This is a genomic window from Burkholderia torrens (genome assembly GCF_984668525.1).
The window spans coordinates 1877498-1892634 of the sequence record NZ_OZ480212.1 but is presented as its reverse complement, the minus strand read 5'-3'; the positions used below and the strand labels follow the sequence as shown (position 1 = coordinate 1892634).

Annotated in this window: 11 protein-coding genes; 8 read left to right on the top strand and 3 right to left on the bottom strand. The window is 65.4% G+C overall.

Translation table 11 applies throughout. The features are described from left to right. Nucleotides 1-2: 2 nt before the first annotated feature. The 5 genes from AC5LXX_RS24735 to ppk2 all read left to right on the top strand — a co-directional run bounded on the left by AC5LXX_RS24735 (nucleotide 3) and on the right by ppk2 (nucleotide 6869). Nucleotides 3-2123, top strand: coding sequence for a peptidase domain-containing ABC transporter (locus tag AC5LXX_RS24735; protein ID WP_493411348.1), 2121 nt, complete (start codon nucleotides 3-5; stop codon nucleotides 2121-2123). Further along, nucleotides 2120-3124: a lysophospholipid acyltransferase family protein gene (locus AC5LXX_RS24730; protein WP_493411347.1), complete on the top strand. Its 1005-nt coding sequence runs from the start codon at nucleotides 2120-2122 to the stop codon at nucleotides 3122-3124. The genes AC5LXX_RS24735 and AC5LXX_RS24730 overlap by 4 nt, the downstream gene beginning before the upstream one ends. Before the next feature lie 12 nt (nucleotides 3125-3136). Next, nucleotides 3137-4432: an HlyD family secretion protein gene (locus AC5LXX_RS24725; RefSeq protein WP_493411346.1), complete on the top strand. Its 1296-nt coding sequence runs from the start codon at nucleotides 3137-3139 to the stop codon at nucleotides 4430-4432. Between the two features lie 4 nt (nucleotides 4433-4436). Continuing rightward, nucleotides 4437-5831: an OmpW/AlkL family protein gene (locus AC5LXX_RS24720; protein WP_493411345.1), complete on the top strand. Its 1395-nt coding sequence runs from the start codon at nucleotides 4437-4439 to the stop codon at nucleotides 5829-5831. 87 nt (nucleotides 5832-5918) lie between these two features. Further along, the gene (gene ppk2, locus AC5LXX_RS24715) at nucleotides 5919-6869 is read left to right on the top strand and encodes a polyphosphate kinase 2 (RefSeq protein ID WP_493411344.1); all 951 of its coding nucleotides are present in this window, start codon (nucleotides 5919-5921) and stop codon (nucleotides 6867-6869) included. A 60-nt stretch (nucleotides 6870-6929) separates the two neighbouring features. Here the strand turns inward: ppk2 and AC5LXX_RS24710 are convergent, their stop codons facing one another. Both AC5LXX_RS24710 and AC5LXX_RS24705 read right to left on the bottom strand, forming a co-directional pair. Next, nucleotides 6930-7517, bottom strand: coding sequence for an IMPACT family protein (locus AC5LXX_RS24710; RefSeq protein WP_493411343.1), 588 nt, complete (start codon nucleotides 7515-7517; stop codon nucleotides 6930-6932). Nucleotides 7518-7630: 113 nt separating this feature from the next. Then, nucleotides 7631-8488 (bottom strand): LysR family transcriptional regulator, encoded by an 858-nt coding sequence (locus tag AC5LXX_RS24705; protein WP_493411342.1) that lies wholly within the window; start codon nucleotides 8486-8488, stop codon nucleotides 7631-7633. A gap of 130 nt (nucleotides 8489-8618) precedes the next feature. Here AC5LXX_RS24705 and AC5LXX_RS24700 point away from each other — a divergent pair, with 130 nt between their 5' ends. Both AC5LXX_RS24700 and AC5LXX_RS24695 read left to right on the top strand, forming a co-directional pair. Beyond that, entirely contained in the window at nucleotides 8619-9197 is a 579-nt protein-coding gene (locus AC5LXX_RS24700; protein WP_493411341.1) for a DUF4865 family protein, read from the top strand. Continuing rightward, the gene (locus AC5LXX_RS24695; protein ID WP_493411340.1) at nucleotides 9197-9319 is read left to right on the top strand and encodes a hypothetical protein; all 123 of its coding nucleotides are present in this window, start codon (nucleotides 9197-9199) and stop codon (nucleotides 9317-9319) included. Before AC5LXX_RS24700 ends, AC5LXX_RS24695 begins: the two co-directional genes overlap by 1 nt. Nucleotides 9320-9385: 66 nt before the next feature. On the opposite strand, the gene AC5LXX_RS24690 is transcribed toward AC5LXX_RS24695, so the two are convergent. Continuing rightward, complete coding sequence (locus AC5LXX_RS24690; protein WP_493411339.1) at nucleotides 9386-11587, bottom strand: glycoside hydrolase family 3 C-terminal domain-containing protein; 2202 nt, start codon at nucleotides 11585-11587, stop codon at nucleotides 9386-9388. 589 nt (nucleotides 11588-12176) lie between these two features. Between AC5LXX_RS24690 and AC5LXX_RS24685 the strand changes: the two genes are divergently transcribed. Continuing rightward, the gene (locus tag AC5LXX_RS24685; protein ID WP_493411338.1) at nucleotides 12177-14606 is read left to right on the top strand and encodes a glycosyl hydrolase family 28-related protein; all 2430 of its coding nucleotides are present in this window, start codon (nucleotides 12177-12179) and stop codon (nucleotides 14604-14606) included. Nucleotides 14607-15137 lie beyond the last annotated feature (531 nt).

Here is a 15137-nt window from a genome sequence, read left to right as displayed (position 1 = left end):
CCATGCTCTTCAATACGCGTAAAGTCCGTCCGGTCCTGCAGGACGAGGTGACGGAGTGCGGCCTGGCCTGCCTCGCGATGATCGCGTCGTGGCACGGGCGCGAAACGACGTTGCGCACGCTGCGCAACCGCTATCCGGTCCGGATCGATTCCGGGCTGTCGTTCTTCGACCTGATGGAGATCTCGAACGATCTCGGGCTGCGCGCCCGCGGGCTGCAGTTCGACGCGGGCGAACTCGACGCGCTCAAGACGCCGTGCATCCTGCACTGGGGGATGAACCATTATGTCGTGCTGACGAAAGTCGGCTACGGCAGCGTGCACATCGTCGATCCCGCGCTCGGCGAGACGAAGCTGCCGCTCGCGCAGGCGCTCACGCACATCACCGGCTATGCGCTCGAACTGAATCCGGACATCGGCTTCACGCGGGCGGGGCAGGCCGACCGGATCCGGCTGCGCGACTACCTCGAAGGGCTGACGGGCATCCGCAAGAGCCTCGCGATCGGCATCGCGGGCGGCGTCGCCGCGCAGCTCCTGCTGCTGCTCGGCCCGTCGTACGTGCAGCTGACGATCGACGAGGCGCTGAAGAAGACCGACGTCGACATCCTGTACCTGCTGACGATCCTGTTCGCGATCGTGTTCCTGTTCGACACGCTGTACGCGAACCTCGTCGGCAACATCAAGAGCTATCTGCGCAACATCGTGTCGCAGCAGCTGTCGGCGAACATGGTCGGCCATCTCGCGCGGCTGCCGATCGGCTATTTCCTGTTCCACAACACCGGCGATTCGATTTCGCGCGTGTCGTCGGTGTCGGAGGTCGGGCGCTTTCTCGTCGACGGGCTGGTCGGCGGACTGCTGAATGTCGTCACCTGCACGCTGACGCTCGTGCTGATGCTGTACTACAGCCCGGTGCTGGCCGGCATCAGCCTGGCCGGAATGGTGCTGTTCGCGCTGAGCCGGCTCGCGATCCAGCCGCAGCTGCAGGACGCGATGTCGCAGATCCTCACGCGCGGCGCCGAGGCCGATGCGCTGCTGATCGAGAACATCCGCTCCGCGCATTCGATCAAGCTGCTGTCGGCCGAGACCGCGCGCAGCAGCCTGTGGGTCAACGCGTTCACGCAGAAGCTGCAGGCGATGCGCCAGCAGGAGCGGCTGCAACTGCTGTTCGATGCGATCTCGAAGGGAATCGTGCATGTCGAGCAACTGGTGATCGTGACCTACGGCGCGTGGCTCGTGATGCACGGCCAGAGCACGATCGGCGTGATCTACGCGTTCATCCAGTACAAGAACCTGTTCGCGGACAAGTTCATCGACTCGATCCAGCTCTACGTGCGCCGCAAGGTGCTGCAGGTTCACATGGACCGCGTCGCCGACGTGCTGCAGACCGAGACCGAGGAGCCCGCGCCGGATGCGGCCGTGCGGCCGGTCGACGGGTTCGACGGCGCGCTGTCGATCCGCGCGCTGTCGTACACGCCGAAGGGCGGCAACCGCCCGATCCTGCGCGACATCGCGCTCGACGTGCCGGCCGGCGGCAAGATCGCGATCGTCGGCCGCACCGGCAGCGGCAAGACGACACTCCTGAACCTGATCTGCGGGCTCGTGCGGCCGGATCGCGGCACGCTGTTCGTCAGCGGCGTCGATCTCGCGGAAGTGAACTTGCGGCAGTACCGCAAGCATCTCGCGGCCGTCACGCAGTCCGACCAGCTGTTTCGCGGGACGATCCGCGACAACATCACGAACTTCGCGCCGGCGCCGCGGATCGGCGCGATGTTCGACGCGGCGAAGCTCGCATGCATCCACGACGAGATCGAGCGGCTCGACCACCGATACGACACGCCGCTCGGCGATACGCAGAAATTCCTGTCGGCCGGCCAGATGCAGCGGCTGCTGATCGCGCGGGCGCTGTATTGCGAGCCGCGCCTGCTGATCCTCGACGAGTTTTCGTCGAACCTCGACCAGGCGACGACGCACGAAATCTGCCGCAACGTGCTGACGCTGCCGTGCACGATCGTGCTCGTCACGCACGACGCGTCGATCCTGTCGATGGTCGACCGCATCTACGAGATGAACGAAGGCGTCCTGATCGATGCGACCGACGCATGGCGCGCGAACGAGGAGATGCGGTGATGCTCGGACGACTCTTCCTGCTCAATCCGTTCTCGTACGCGTTCCTGGTGCGCCGCGCGGTGCGTGCGGTCGCGCTGCGCACGTCGCCTGCGCGTGGGCTGCGGCTGATGCGCTGGTGCTCGGGCGCGTGCCTGCGCTGCTTTCCGTGCATTCGTGAGTCGATCGAACGCGCGGTCGCCTACATGCTGAGCGCGCACCTGAACGACGATCCGCGGCGCGTGCGCGAGGTGTCGGCCGCGATCGTGCGCGAGCTGTTCGAGGCCGAATTCGCGGGGCTCAAGTTGCGCACGCACAGCCTCGAATCGATGAAGTCGATGATCGACGGGATGGCGTGCGAAGGCGACGACCAGCTGCGCGCGGCGCTCGCACGCGGCGGCCCGCTGATGCTTGCGGGGCTGCACTTCGGCAACCTGATGCTGTTCGTCACGAAGCTGCGCTTCATGATTCCGGACGACCGCAAGCTGATGGTGATCCTGCACCGCGATGCGCCCGGCGCGTTCTTCGACGATGCGCTGCGGCTCGTTGCCGAATATGGTGCCGGCGAGGTCGAGTTCATCGACATCGAGGAGCGCGTGCACCTGCGGCGGCTGATCACGAGCCTGCGGCGCGAGGCGCCCGTGTTCCTGCTGTTCTCCGACCTGCACGGCAAGTTCGGCAAGACCAACCGCTGCCGGCTCGGCGGGCGCTGGGTGCGGATGGCCGGCGGCGGCGTGAAGCTTGCGGTCGAGCAGGGGATTTCGCTGCTCGTCTCGTACGCGACGGGCGTGCCGTTCCGCGATCGCTGCGCGGTGCATTTCACTGAGCTCGCGGCCAGCCCGCTCGCGCCGATGCTGGGCGCGGACGACGACGCGTCGCCGGTGCGCGCGACACACCAGCGCATCGTCGACCGGCTCGAACAGGCGCTCATGCGCCAGCCCGAGCAATGGCATTTCTGGGAACACTTCACGCCTTACCTGATGCCGACGCCGCTGCTCGATGCGGCCGCGCGGCGTCGCTCCTGACGAGCCTGCCCCATGCCGACCTGGAACTCCGCCCTCCGAGAACAGAAGCCGTCACGCAAGCTCGCGCGCGGCACGACCTTCGGCACCGTGATCCACGGCGTCGTCGACGTGCCGGTGTCGATGCGGTTCTTCTGCTACCTGTCGCTGGCGATGTTCGCGATGTTCGTCACCGCGCTCGTCGAACTGAGCTACGCGAATACCGAGAGCGTGTCGGGGATGCTGACGCCGCGCTCCGGGCTGATCGGCGTCAGTGCGCCGCCGGGCTGGGCCGTGCGCGACATTTACGTCGGCAAGGACCAGCACGTGAAGGCCGGCCAGCGGCTGCTGGCGGTGACACGCGACACGAGCTTCGTAAGCCAGGCGAACAACGTGCAGGGGATGCGCATGGCGCTCGACCGGCAGCGCGTCGAGGTGAAGCAGCAGATCGACGCGGCGCAGCTCGAATACCGGTCGTCGGTGCAGCAGATCAACCAGCAGATCGCCGCGCAGGGCGAGAGCCGCGGGCTGATCGACCGGCAGATCCAGGACCAGAAGCGCATCGTCGACGAATACGGCGAACGGCGCGCACGCGTGAAGCAGCTGCTCGACGAGCAGGTCGTGACGCTCGAACAGTACAACCAGGTCAACACGCAGTACCTGCAGGCTGGGCAGGCGTACCAGGACCTGCTGCTGCGCCGTGCCGAGCTGGCGAAGAACGCGATGAAGCTGCGCGGCGATCTCGACACGATGCAGAGCAAGTACGACGGCGCGAATGCCGAGCTGAAGATCAAGCAGGAAGAACTGAATGCGAAGGAATACAACATCGACGAGAACGTGAACCAGGTGCTGTACGCGCCGGCCGACGGGCAGATCGTGCGGCTCGACGTCGTGCAGGGCGGCGTGATCGACCCGCCCGGCACGCGCGTCGTCGAGATCCTGCCCGCGAAGGCCGACGGGTTGATCGCCGAGGTGTACATTCCGTCGTCGAAGGCCGGCTTCGTGAAGAAAGGGCAGGAAGTGAAGGTTGCGTACGCAAGCTATCCGGTCGAGAAGTTCGGCACCTATCGCGGCAAGGTGCTGTCGATCTCGCCCGTTGCGTTCTCGGCGAAGGAACTGAACCTGCCTGGCGACGCGGCCGCGCCGCAGACCTACTTCAAGACCTGGGTCGAACTCGCCGATCGCACGCCATCGTTCGAAGGGCGACCGTTGTCGCTGCGGGCCGGGATGATGCTGAAGGCCGACGTCGTGCTGGAGCGGCGCAGCCTGCTCGAATGGCTGTTCGAGCCGCTGTACCGGATCCGCCAGCGCCTGTTCGGCGTGCCGGCCTGAGCCGATGGCGAATCGCGACACGTGCCGCCGCCGCGCGCGGCCGGGTTCCGTGCGTCCGCTGTCGCGCTGGCTCGGCGCGACGCTGTTCGCATGCGCGGCCGCCGCGCACGGTGCGCCGCAGCCGGACGGCGACGCGGAACCGCGCTGGCAGGCCGGCGCCGACGGCATCGGCTTCTGGCCGGGCGGCGACGCGGACGGGTTCGATGCGAGCGCGTGGGCGACCGACGCGGGGCCGGCGCGCGGCGGGCGCAACGGCGCTTCGGCCGACGCGGCGCCACCCGACGCCGTCCCGCTGACCGCACGCAAGATCACGCTCGGGCAGCGAACCGGCGGAGCGGGGCGCGCGTGCGCAGCAGCGCACGACGATGGCGCGGACGGTATCGGCTTCGACGACAACGATGCGGCCGGCGGCTGCGATTCGGCCGTGCCGCGCGACGCATCGGCAGATGACGCCCAGGCTGGTGGCGTCGTCCACGCGGACCGGATGCCGTACGAACTGCATCCGGTCGATCCTTCGCGGCTGCCCGACCTGCCGGCCGCGCAGGCGCCGCCGTTGCTCGAGCAACTGGCGGGCAACGACCGCAACATGGTCGGCCTCGGCTGGCACTTCATCGCGACGACCGGCCGGTCGACGCCCGTGACGACGCGCACCGACGCGCTCGGGCTGAACAGCTTCCAGAACCACGGTTCGAGCCTGTCGCTCAGCAATACGAACACGCTGGCGTTCACGTTCACTCACTTTTTCTCGGAGAACTGGGCGGCCGAACTCGGCGGCGGCATTCCGCCGGTGCTGACGTTGCGCGGGCACGGCAGCATCGCGCTGCCGCTCGATCGCATCTTTGCCGGCGTCCACGGGCGCTTTCCGCTGATCGATCTCGCGAACACGCAAAGCAACCCGCTCGCGACCACGCGCGCGTGGCTCGGCTCCGTCGTGTTCAAGTACTACCTGGGCGAGCGGGACGATCGTTTCCGCCCGTTCGCGGGCATCGGCATCAGCTACACGCGCTTCACGAATACCAACCTGAACCCCGTGTTCCAGCGCAAGCTGGCGTCGCTCGGCGGGCTGCTCGCGGCGGGCGCGGACATCGGCAGCCTGCAGTCGCTGCTGCTCGACCCGGCGTTGTTCCAGCGGATCTGGGATGCCGGCGGCGACCTGCTGCTGTCGGGGAAGACCAACGTATCCGCGAAGGTGAAGAGCGTGTGGGAGCCGGTGTTCACCGTCGGCGCGAGCTACCAGATCACACGCCGGCTCTGGGTCACCGGAATGGTCACCTACGTCCCGCTGCGGACCCGGATCACGCTCGACATCAGCCAGCCGAACCGGACCCTCGCATCGAACACGTTCGACATTTCGGCGAACCCCGTGCTGGCCAGCGTGCTGCTGAACTTCCGCTTCTGACGGGTGTGGCCGCCCGTTTCATGAATTTGACGCGCGACACTGGGATAATGATGGAGTTTGGCTGCGTCAATGACGGAAGGAGGCCCCATGGGCGACAACGATACCCGCACCGAGACCGACAACCTTGCCGATACGGACTCGATGGAAGCGCGCCAGCGCCGTTTCGAGGAGGATCTCGTCGACGCGTACGACGAAGAGCTCGAGATGGAACTCGACGACCGGCGCTTCGACGACGGCGACGCGTTGCTGTTTTCGCAAGAGCGTCGCGAGGCACGCAAGGAATATTTCCGCGAGCTGTTCCGGCTGCAGGGCGAGCTCGTGAAGCTGCAGGACTGGGTCGTGAGCACGGGGCACCGGCTCGTCGTCATTTTCGAAGGGCGCGACGCGGCCGGCAAGGGCGGCGCGATCAAGCGCATCACGCAGCGTCTGAACCCGCGCGTGTGTCGTGTCGCCGCGCTGCCCGCGCCGAACAACCGCGAGCGCACACAATGGTACTTCCAGCGCTACGTCGCGCATCTGCCGGCAGGCGGCGAGATCGTGCTGTTCGACCGCAGCTGGTACAACCGCGCAGGCGTCGAGCGCGTGATGAATTTCTGTACCGACGACGAGTACGAGGAGTTCTTCCGGTCGGTGCCCGAGTTCGAGAAGATGCTCGTGCGCAGCGGCATCCAGATCGTCAAGTACTGGTTCTCGATCACCGATCACGAGCAGGAAGTGCGCTTCCAGGCCCGGATCCAGGATCCGCTGAAGCAGTGGAAGCTGAGCCCGATGGACCTCGAAAGCCGCCGCCGCTGGGAGGCCTATACGGCCGCGAAGGAAGAGATGCTGCAACGCACGCACATTCCGGAAGCGCCGTGGTGGGTCGTGCAGGCCGTCGACAAGAAGCGCGCGCGGCTGAACTGCATCCACCACCTGCTGAGCCAGGTGCCGTATCACGAGGTGCCGCACCCGTCGATCGACCTGCCGCCGCGCGAGCATCACGAGGATTACATCCGCCGGCCGACGCCGGACGACATGATCGTGCCGGATACCTACTGACGCCGGAACGCGTCAGGCTTGATCGGGCACAGCGGGGAAGGCGGGCGCCTTGCCCGCGCGTCAAAGCGGCGGGAAACCCGCGCGCCCCTGCGTCAGGTCGAACAGCGCGGTTCTCGCATCGGCCTCGGCGGTTTGCGGCAGCTTGATCACCAGCTTCACCGTCATCCCGTACGCGCTGTCCACCAGTTCGTACGCGGCCTGTTCGATCCAGCGGCGCACACGCGCCTCCTCGGGGTAGCCGATCTCGATCGCGAGGCGCGTCTGGCGAATCCGCTCGACGCGCTCCGCATCGAGCAGCGCCGAGGCGATCGCGTCCGTATAGGCGCGTACCAGGCCACCCGCGCCGAGCTTCACGCCGCCGTAGTAACGCACGACCGCGCCGAGCACGCCGTCGAGATCGTGATGACGCAGCACTTCGAGAATGGGGCGGCCTGCCGTGCCCGACGGCTCGCCGTCGTCCGACATGCCCGACTGGCCGCCGGCCAGCAATGCCCAGCACACATGGGTGGCCGTCGGGTGCTCGTCGCGCAGGCGCTGCAGCGCCTGCATCGCGGCGTCGCGGTCGTCGACGGGGATCGCGAACCCGATGAAGCGGCTCTTGCGGATCTCGAGTTCGGTCGTACGGGGTGCGGATAGGGTGTAAGTCACGTCGATCGTCAGGGGCAAGCATGCGCGATGCAATCGCCTGCCCGTATTCCGGATGTTGTCTGTCTCGGCGGCCGCGGATGCGCGGCGCCTGTCGAAGCATACCGCGCCCGGCGTCAGCGCACGCCGACCGACGCCCGCAGCGCCGCGCCCAGCGTGCGCAACGCTTGCCTCGCCTGCGCATCGGTCTGGTTCGAGTAAAGCACCACGTCGCGCGCCGGCAATGGCGGCAGCCCGTATTGCGTGCCCACGTCGACCGTGCCGGCAGGCGCCACGCGATGCCCGAGCGCCGCGACGGCGAGCCCCGCGGACACCGCCGCGCCGATCGTCGCGACACCGCCGCCGACAAAGACTTCCGTCCACGCGACACCGGCTTCGTCCAGCGCGCCGACCGCCATGCGGCGCACGCTGCACGGCTCGGCTTGCGTGGCCAGCCGCAGCGGTTGCGGCGGATGGTACTCGAAATCCGCCGCCGCCATCCAGCCGAACGACTCCGACAGGATGGTTTCGCCGTCGAGCCGCCGGCTGTCGTGCTGCAGCGCGACGGCCGCGTCGAGCTGGCCGCGGTCGAATGCGCCGAGTACGTCGCGTGACGCCGCGACGCGGATCTCGAGCACGAGCGCCGGTTCCGCTTCGCTCATGCGCCGCAGCAGCATCGGGAGATCGGCGCCGACGACATGGTGGCTGACGCCGATCACCAGCCGCCGCTGCCCGGTGCCGAATGCGCCGACCGCGCCGTGGTGAGCGGCGACCAGTTCGCGTGCCGGCTCCAGGAACGCGGCGCCGTCTGCCGACAGGCGCACCTGCCGCGGCGTGCGTTCCAGCAGGCGGCGGCCGAGACCGTCTTCGAGCCGCTTGATCTTCAGGCTCACCGCCGACTGCGTCGTGTCCATCGCCTCGGCGGCCCGGGTGAAGCTCTTGAGGTCGGCGGTCAGCACGAACGCCTGCACGGCTTCGATGTCGAGCGTTTTCATCGTGCACTCATTCATTTGAAAAGCGAATCATTGAAATATGATGCCATCGTCTTTTCAAATGATTCAAGGTCTTCTACGCTGTTCCCAAGCCGTCGTGATGTCCCGCCGTTTCTTTCGCCAGGAGTCGATCATGCTGACCGCGTACTACGTACACCGCCTGCCGGCGGACTACGACCTCGAGATCATCCGGAATCGCGTGCGCGAGCGCGGCAGGCTGTGGGACGACACGCCGGAATTGCTGTTCAAGGGGTTCCTGCTTCGCGAAGCAGGCCGCTTCGGCGCGACGGAAAACGGCTATGCGTCGTTCTATCTGTGGCGCAGCGAGCAGGCGTTCGCCCGCTTCGTGATGGACGGCCGCTATCGGGTCGTGACGGACAGCTTCGGGCGCGCGCCGATCGACACGCAGGTTGCGCTCGATGCGCGCAAGGGCGCTGCGGCGGCGGGACGCTTTGCGCGTCTGGAAACCCTCGATATTCCGGCGGATGCCGACCTCGACGCGACGCTTGCACGAGAGATTGCGCGTAATCGCGAAGTCGCGGCGCGGCAGGGTGTGGTGGCGGCTGCCGTCAGTCTCGATCCGCTACGCTGGCGGCTGACGCGTGCGCTCGTCACGGACCACGAACCGGACGACGGCGCAGCCGGCACGGTGTACCAGATCCTGCATCTGGCGCGGCCGTTGCTCGACACGCTGGAAGCGGGCGGTGCGTGATGGCCGGCATCGCATCGCGATTGCCGGCCGGCCTGGTGGTTGCCGCGCATCTGGCCGGCGTGGCGGCGGCGATCGTCGCGATGGCCGCGCTCGCGACGGTGCTGGCGCTGCTGCTCCGGTAGCGCCGTTCGGATGATCGGCAGGCACGGGGAAGCCGGGCGCGCGGCTCCCCGCTGGTCCGGCAGCGATCAGTTGCCTTGCAGCCGGATATCGCGCGACGACGCACCGACATACACCGTCCCGCCCGATACGACCCGCCAGCCGTTACGCGACGTGTCCCACACGCTCTGCATGCGTGGCGATACGTTCACGCGCACGCGCCGCGCCTCGCCCGGATTCAGCCGGATCTTTTCCCAGCCGACCAGCCGCTTCGGCGGTTCGTCCTTGTACGGCACGCCGAGATAGACCTGCGGCGTTTCCGCGCCGGCGACGCGCCCGTCGTTGCGCACGGTGAAGGCGACGCTCAACGAGCCGTCCCATTGCTTCGATACCGACAGCCCCGAATACGCGAAGTGGGTATAAGACAACCCGTGGCCGAACTCGAACATCGGCTTGATGTTGCGCGCGTCATACCAGCGATAGCCCATGTTCAGCTTTTCCGCGTAGACGGGATCGTTGTCGAACGCGCCGTTTTGCCCCCAGGTCGGCGAATCCTGATCGCGCGCCGGGAACGTGACGGGCAGCTTGCCCGACGGATTGACCGCGCCGAACAGCACGTTCGCGATCGCCTTGCCGCCGGCTTCGCCCGGATACCACGCCTCGACGATGGCCGACACGTTGTCCTTCCACGGCATCAGCACCGGGTTGCCGCTCTGGACGACGACGATCGTGTGTGGATTCGCACGCGCGACGGCTTCGACGAGCGCGTCCTGATTCGACGGGTTCGCGAGGCTCAGGCTCTGCAGGTCGCCGAAATCCTCGCCGGCCGGCTGAGCGACCACGACGATCGCGACATCCGAGCGGCCCGCGAGCGCCGCGGCCTGGTCGATCTCCTGCTGCGTGTACGCGCGGAACGGCGACTGCTGGTCGCTGTTGCCCGCGTACGTGACCTGCGCGGCCGGCGCGAGCGCACGGATCGCCGCGACGATCGGCACGTCGACCTTCAGCCACGGATTGCGCCACCAGCTGCAGCCCGTCGAAGACCCGAACGTCAGGCCGCCGCAGCCCGCGAACGAACCCGAGACCGGATCGCGCGTGTTGCCCGAGCCGCCTCCGGACAGCACGGCCGTGTCCGCATGGCCGCCGATCACGGCGATACGCGACAGCGCCGATGCGGCCAGCGGCAACTGGTTGCCGTCGTTCTTCAGCAGTACGATCGACTGCTCGGAGGCCGCCTGCGCGAACCGGTTCGCAGCGGCGAAATCGATCGTACCGCCGCCCTTGGCCGGATCGTCCATCACGCCGACGCGGATCATCACGGCGAGCTTGCGGCGCACCATGTCGTCGAGGCGTGCGGTCGACACCGAGCCGTTCGCGATCGCCTGCTTGACGGCCGCCGGCGTCAGGTACACGCTCGGCCCGACGTCTTCTTCCTCGTCGAGGCCGGCGTTGATCGCGGCCGCGGTGCTATGCGTGGCGCCCCAGTCCGACTGCACCTGGCCCTGGAAGCCCCATTCGTTCTTCAGCACGTCGTTCAGCAGGTGATTGTTTTCACACGCATACGTGCCGTTCAAGCGGTTGTAGCTGCACATCACGCTGCCGGGCCGGCCGCGCTTCGCGGCGATCTCGAACGGCAGCAGGTAAAGCTCGCGCAGCGTGCGCTCGTCGATCTGCGTGTTGCCGCCCATCCGGCCATGCTCCTGTTCGTTGCCGGCGTAGTGCTTGATCGTCGCGATGACTTTCTGCCGCTGCGTCGCGAGCGTGCGTTCGGCGAGCAGGTCGCCGGCGAGCAGCGGGTCTTCGCCGAGATACTCGAACAGGCGGCCGCCGCGCGGCTCGCGCGCAAGGTTGGTGCCGCCGCCGAGGCCCATGCCGAACCCTTGCGCGCGCAACTGGATCGCGACCTGCTTGCCGAAGTCGTACGACAGCCGGCGATCCCAGCTCGCGGCGACGGCGATCGTCGCAGGGAACGTCGTGCTGGCCTGCGACGTGCTGCCGGAGCCGGTCGCCGAATCGACCATGTTGAGATCGGGGATGCCGAGCCGCGGCACGCCCTGGATGTAGCCGGCGCCGCCGCCCGGTACCTTTGACATTTCGTATTGCGAATGAATGAACTGAAGCTTCTCGTCGAGCGTCATCTTGCGCACGAGCAGGTCAGCGCGTCGTTGCGCGGCGGCCGACGCGAATGACTCGGTCGCGTCGCCCTGCGAATTGAAATCGGCGTCGCCGGCGTAGGCGGTGGTGCAGAGGGTCGCTGCCAGCACGACGGCCGGCCAGAGTTTGTCTCGCATGTTGTTCTCCATGATCGTATTGCCGGTTGTTCGGATGATGTCTGGAGCTGCACACGACCGGTGGATTCGCACCGGAGGTATTCGGCTGGCGCTGCGGGGTGGTTGCGCGTCGGCACGCCAGGCCAGGCGGGGAATCGTTACGGCCGGTTGGGCCCGATCGAACATCGAGGACGGCTACGCGGACCGTCCTGCATGGTTGATTCGGATGTAGCGATTCTCCGCAGCGACCAATCGTACGAATGTAGTTTGACTACAGCATCGGTGTTTCTACCGATACGTACGATCTTTTTTGGATGAGGTGGGGCGGCGGGGTGGAAAGGTGGTCAACGTTCCCGATTGCGGCTGTGCAGCAGGGTAAGAAGTGCCTGCGCGCCACGTTCTCGAGGGCGATACGGCGAGGCATGCGTTCCAGGTTGTTGCGTGCGCATCGAACCTGGCTTAGGTCATTTCACGCACTGTTTGTCGAGATTGCCGCCTCTATTCTGGAATGGGCGAGCACGAACGATCGTGCTCGCCCATTCCATTCGGATTCCCCCATTTTTTGACTTCTTTGCATCGCGATTGAATCGCGGCGATATGGAGCGCTTGAATGACAGCAGAATTTCCGGCTACATACGTTGTGGGTAACGCTACTGGTCTGACCGCCCGTCCGCTGCTGCAGGAACTGGTCGACCTCCCGATGAGCGTGAGGCGGTTCGGGGTGAAGGGTGACGGCGTGACTGACGATACGGCGGCACTCCAGGTGGCGCTCAATGCCGGGATCCCGCTGTATTTCCCGCCGGGGACTTACCTGTACAGCAATACGCTGACGGCAACGGCATCGATCGTCGGAGCCGGGTGGGACTCGATCCTGCAATGCACGACGTCGCAAGGACAGAATTCGGTGATCTACTGGAGCGGTGCCAGTAATTTCAAAATCCGGAATCTGCAATTCTTTTCAGCGAATGCGACCGCGTATTACCCCGACGAGAACGCCGGTTCGATCAACTTGCAGGGCTGCAGCCAGTTCGAAATATCGGGATGCAAGTTCAATAATTCGGCCGGCGGCGGCGCGCTCATGCGCAGTTGTGTCAACGGCAAGGTGTTCGGCAATACGCTGCTCAACATCTGGCATGACGGCATTCATGTGACGAAGGCAAGCGCTGATATCACGATTACGAACAACGAAGTGATCAACGGCGGCGACGACGCGTTTGCGGTGGTGGGTTATTTCAACGAGGGCGTCCGGCCCCGCCGCGTCACGATCGCAAACAACCGGGTCGTCGGAACCAAATATGCGCGTGGTGTAGCGATCGTCGGGGCGCAAGACATCACGGTGACCGACAACCAGATCTACAACCCGATGGCGGCCGGCATATATGTCGCGTCGGAGTTGACGAGTGTTTACCAGTCGTACGGCAACGACAATGTGACGATCGCGAACAACGTTCTGGATACGTGCGGCGTTCAATCGAATATCGGTGCAATCGTCAATTCGCCGAATGGACCGATCGGCTATGGGGCATTGGTCGTGACTGCAACTGCCGGATTCAACAACTCGCATATCACGATCGTCAACAACACGATCAAGAACGCTGCGGGAACGCCGATCGGACTGTGGCAACCAGCTGGAAACAACATTCACGTCAACATCTCGCAGAACACGATCAGCAATGCATGGGATCCCAACAACAAGAACGGATTCCCGTTGACGACGATCGGTGCGACGTCGGCATCGACGACACTGAACTTTGCCAATACGCCTGGTGTCGCAGTCGGCATGACCGCGTGGTATTTCAATGGATCGACGAGCGTACAGATCGGTATGGTTGTATCGGCGGGCACTTCGACGGTCACGCTGGACAGGAAAGCGACCGTTCCCAGTGGTGCGGCCGTGATCTTTTCGGGCGTCGGCCTGTTCGGGGCGACGATCTCGTCGACGGCTTCTGCTGCGAGCGGCGCCACCGTGCTCACGTTCTCCACGACGACGGGCGTGACTTGCAACGATCTCTACGGTTTCGGATCGCCAGGCGATGAAGCGACCGGCGTCTCGATCGGGCAGGCCGTCAGCGGTTCCAACATCGCGACTGGAACCTTCGTGACCGGTGTGACGGCGACTTCAGTGACGCTCAGCAAGGGCGTGACGGGCACCGTCGCGAATGGTGCCGCCATCGTATTCACGCCGATGGTCTGCATGGCGTCGCAGACCATCGTGACCTCGGCCGCGTCGGCGGCAGGGACCAACACGCTGACGTTTACGCCTTATCCGTCGGCGCGTGGCTGTGCAGTCGGCCAGGGGGTATCCGGAGCGAACATTCCGACAGGCACGTATGTAACCGCAGTGTCGGGCAATGGTAACGGTCCGACAGTCACTTTGTCGAACAACGTTACTGGAACCGGAATCGCAAACGGCGCGTCCATCACGTTCACAGGGACGGGGGGATTGAGCGCGGTGTCCGGAATCGCCTTGTACAACACTCGCAATTGCATCGTTTCGAAAAACCAGCTATCCGGCATATCGAAGGACGGGATATACGTGGACGGCTCTTGCGCGAATGTCACGGAGATCAGCGACAACGTCGGAGAAAACATCGGCTGCTGCAATGGACTCGCCCGTTTCATAACGATCGGAACGCTTGTCGCCGGCGCATCTCTCAAAGTTCGTGGCAATTACATGGCTCAGCCCGTCAATTATCCGCGGGCGATCGACACGCTGATTTCCTCGAGTTCGTGGAGTTCTACTGCGTGGGGCGAGGACAACATCGCTCAGAACGGATTTGTCGGTCTTGGGGTGCAGCTCAACCCGGTCGCGCAGACGGTCGGTCCTTCGCCATGGACGTTCGCGAACCGCAACCTCAGCGGGGTCAGCATGTCTGTTACCGGCGGTACCGTATCGTCGATCGCCGTGTCGCGAAACGGGCAGGCGGCCTATGCCGCCGGCTTGACGAACGGTCTCATCGATCTGAAGCCAGGCGATGCGATGACGGTCACCTATAGCGCCGCCCCTACGGTCGTGATGATTCCAAGACTGGGGCAATAGCGGTTGTGCGGAGCCTGATGCGGCGGACCGATATTCGTGTGACGAGTTGAGTGAGGTTCCTCACATACGTACGGTGCCGGAAGGTGTTCAATCGTGTATTGCCGGGTTGGAGCACGACCGGCTCGGCAGTGCCATGGCGCTCGAGTGCCGATGATGCCGCCAGGGGCAATCGACCGGGCGGGTTCGCGACCGGCCGCAGATCCGCACGTAGACGGACGAACGCCAATATTGCTCACGCGTGCCGAGCGGTCGGTTGGGGCGACCGCGCACGTCCGGTAATGCGAGCCTTGCGTGGAAGTGGCGCCGCAAGTCCGGGACGGCGTGTTGTGAAAATGTAATGTGACGTACGGAACGCGTCGGGATTGGATGGCTTAATCGCCGCTATCCGAGCAGGTTATCGTGTTTGGCCTGTCAAGCTGATCCGGGGGAACGAACAGAAATGTAACGTCGTCCGAACTAATAAATTACCAAGACCAATCTCAACTCAGAGGCGCTTGCAGGCCAGGCGATCCTCGACAGGCACTCGCCGGA

What these genes read in the sequence shown, in the direction of transcription:
- AC5LXX_RS24695 (WP_493411340.1), top strand. Translation starts at nt 9,197, where the DNA reads ATGGCCGGCATCGCATCGCGATTGCCGGCCGGCCTGGTGGTTGCCGCG.
- AC5LXX_RS24720 (WP_493411345.1), top strand. Translation starts at nt 4,437, where the DNA reads ATGGCGAATCGCGACACGTGCCGCCGCCGCGCGCGGCCGGGTTCCGTG.
- AC5LXX_RS24690 (WP_493411339.1), bottom strand. Translation starts at nt 11,587, where the DNA reads ATGCGAGACAAACTCTGGCCGGCCGTCGTGCTGGCAGCGACCCTCTGC.
- ppk2 (WP_493411344.1), top strand. Translation starts at nt 5,919, where the DNA reads ATGGGCGACAACGATACCCGCACCGAGACCGACAACCTTGCCGATACG.
- AC5LXX_RS24705 (WP_493411342.1), bottom strand. Translation starts at nt 8,488, where the DNA reads ATGAAAACGCTCGACATCGAAGCCGTGCAGGCGTTCGTGCTGACCGCC.
- AC5LXX_RS24700 (WP_493411341.1), top strand. Translation starts at nt 8,619, where the DNA reads ATGCTGACCGCGTACTACGTACACCGCCTGCCGGCGGACTACGACCTC.
- AC5LXX_RS24725 (WP_493411346.1), top strand. Translation starts at nt 3,137, where the DNA reads ATGCCGACCTGGAACTCCGCCCTCCGAGAACAGAAGCCGTCACGCAAG.
- AC5LXX_RS24735 (WP_493411348.1), top strand. Translation starts at nt 3, where the DNA reads ATGCTCTTCAATACGCGTAAAGTCCGTCCGGTCCTGCAGGACGAGGTG.
- AC5LXX_RS24685 (WP_493411338.1), top strand. Translation starts at nt 12,177, where the DNA reads ATGACAGCAGAATTTCCGGCTACATACGTTGTGGGTAACGCTACTGGT.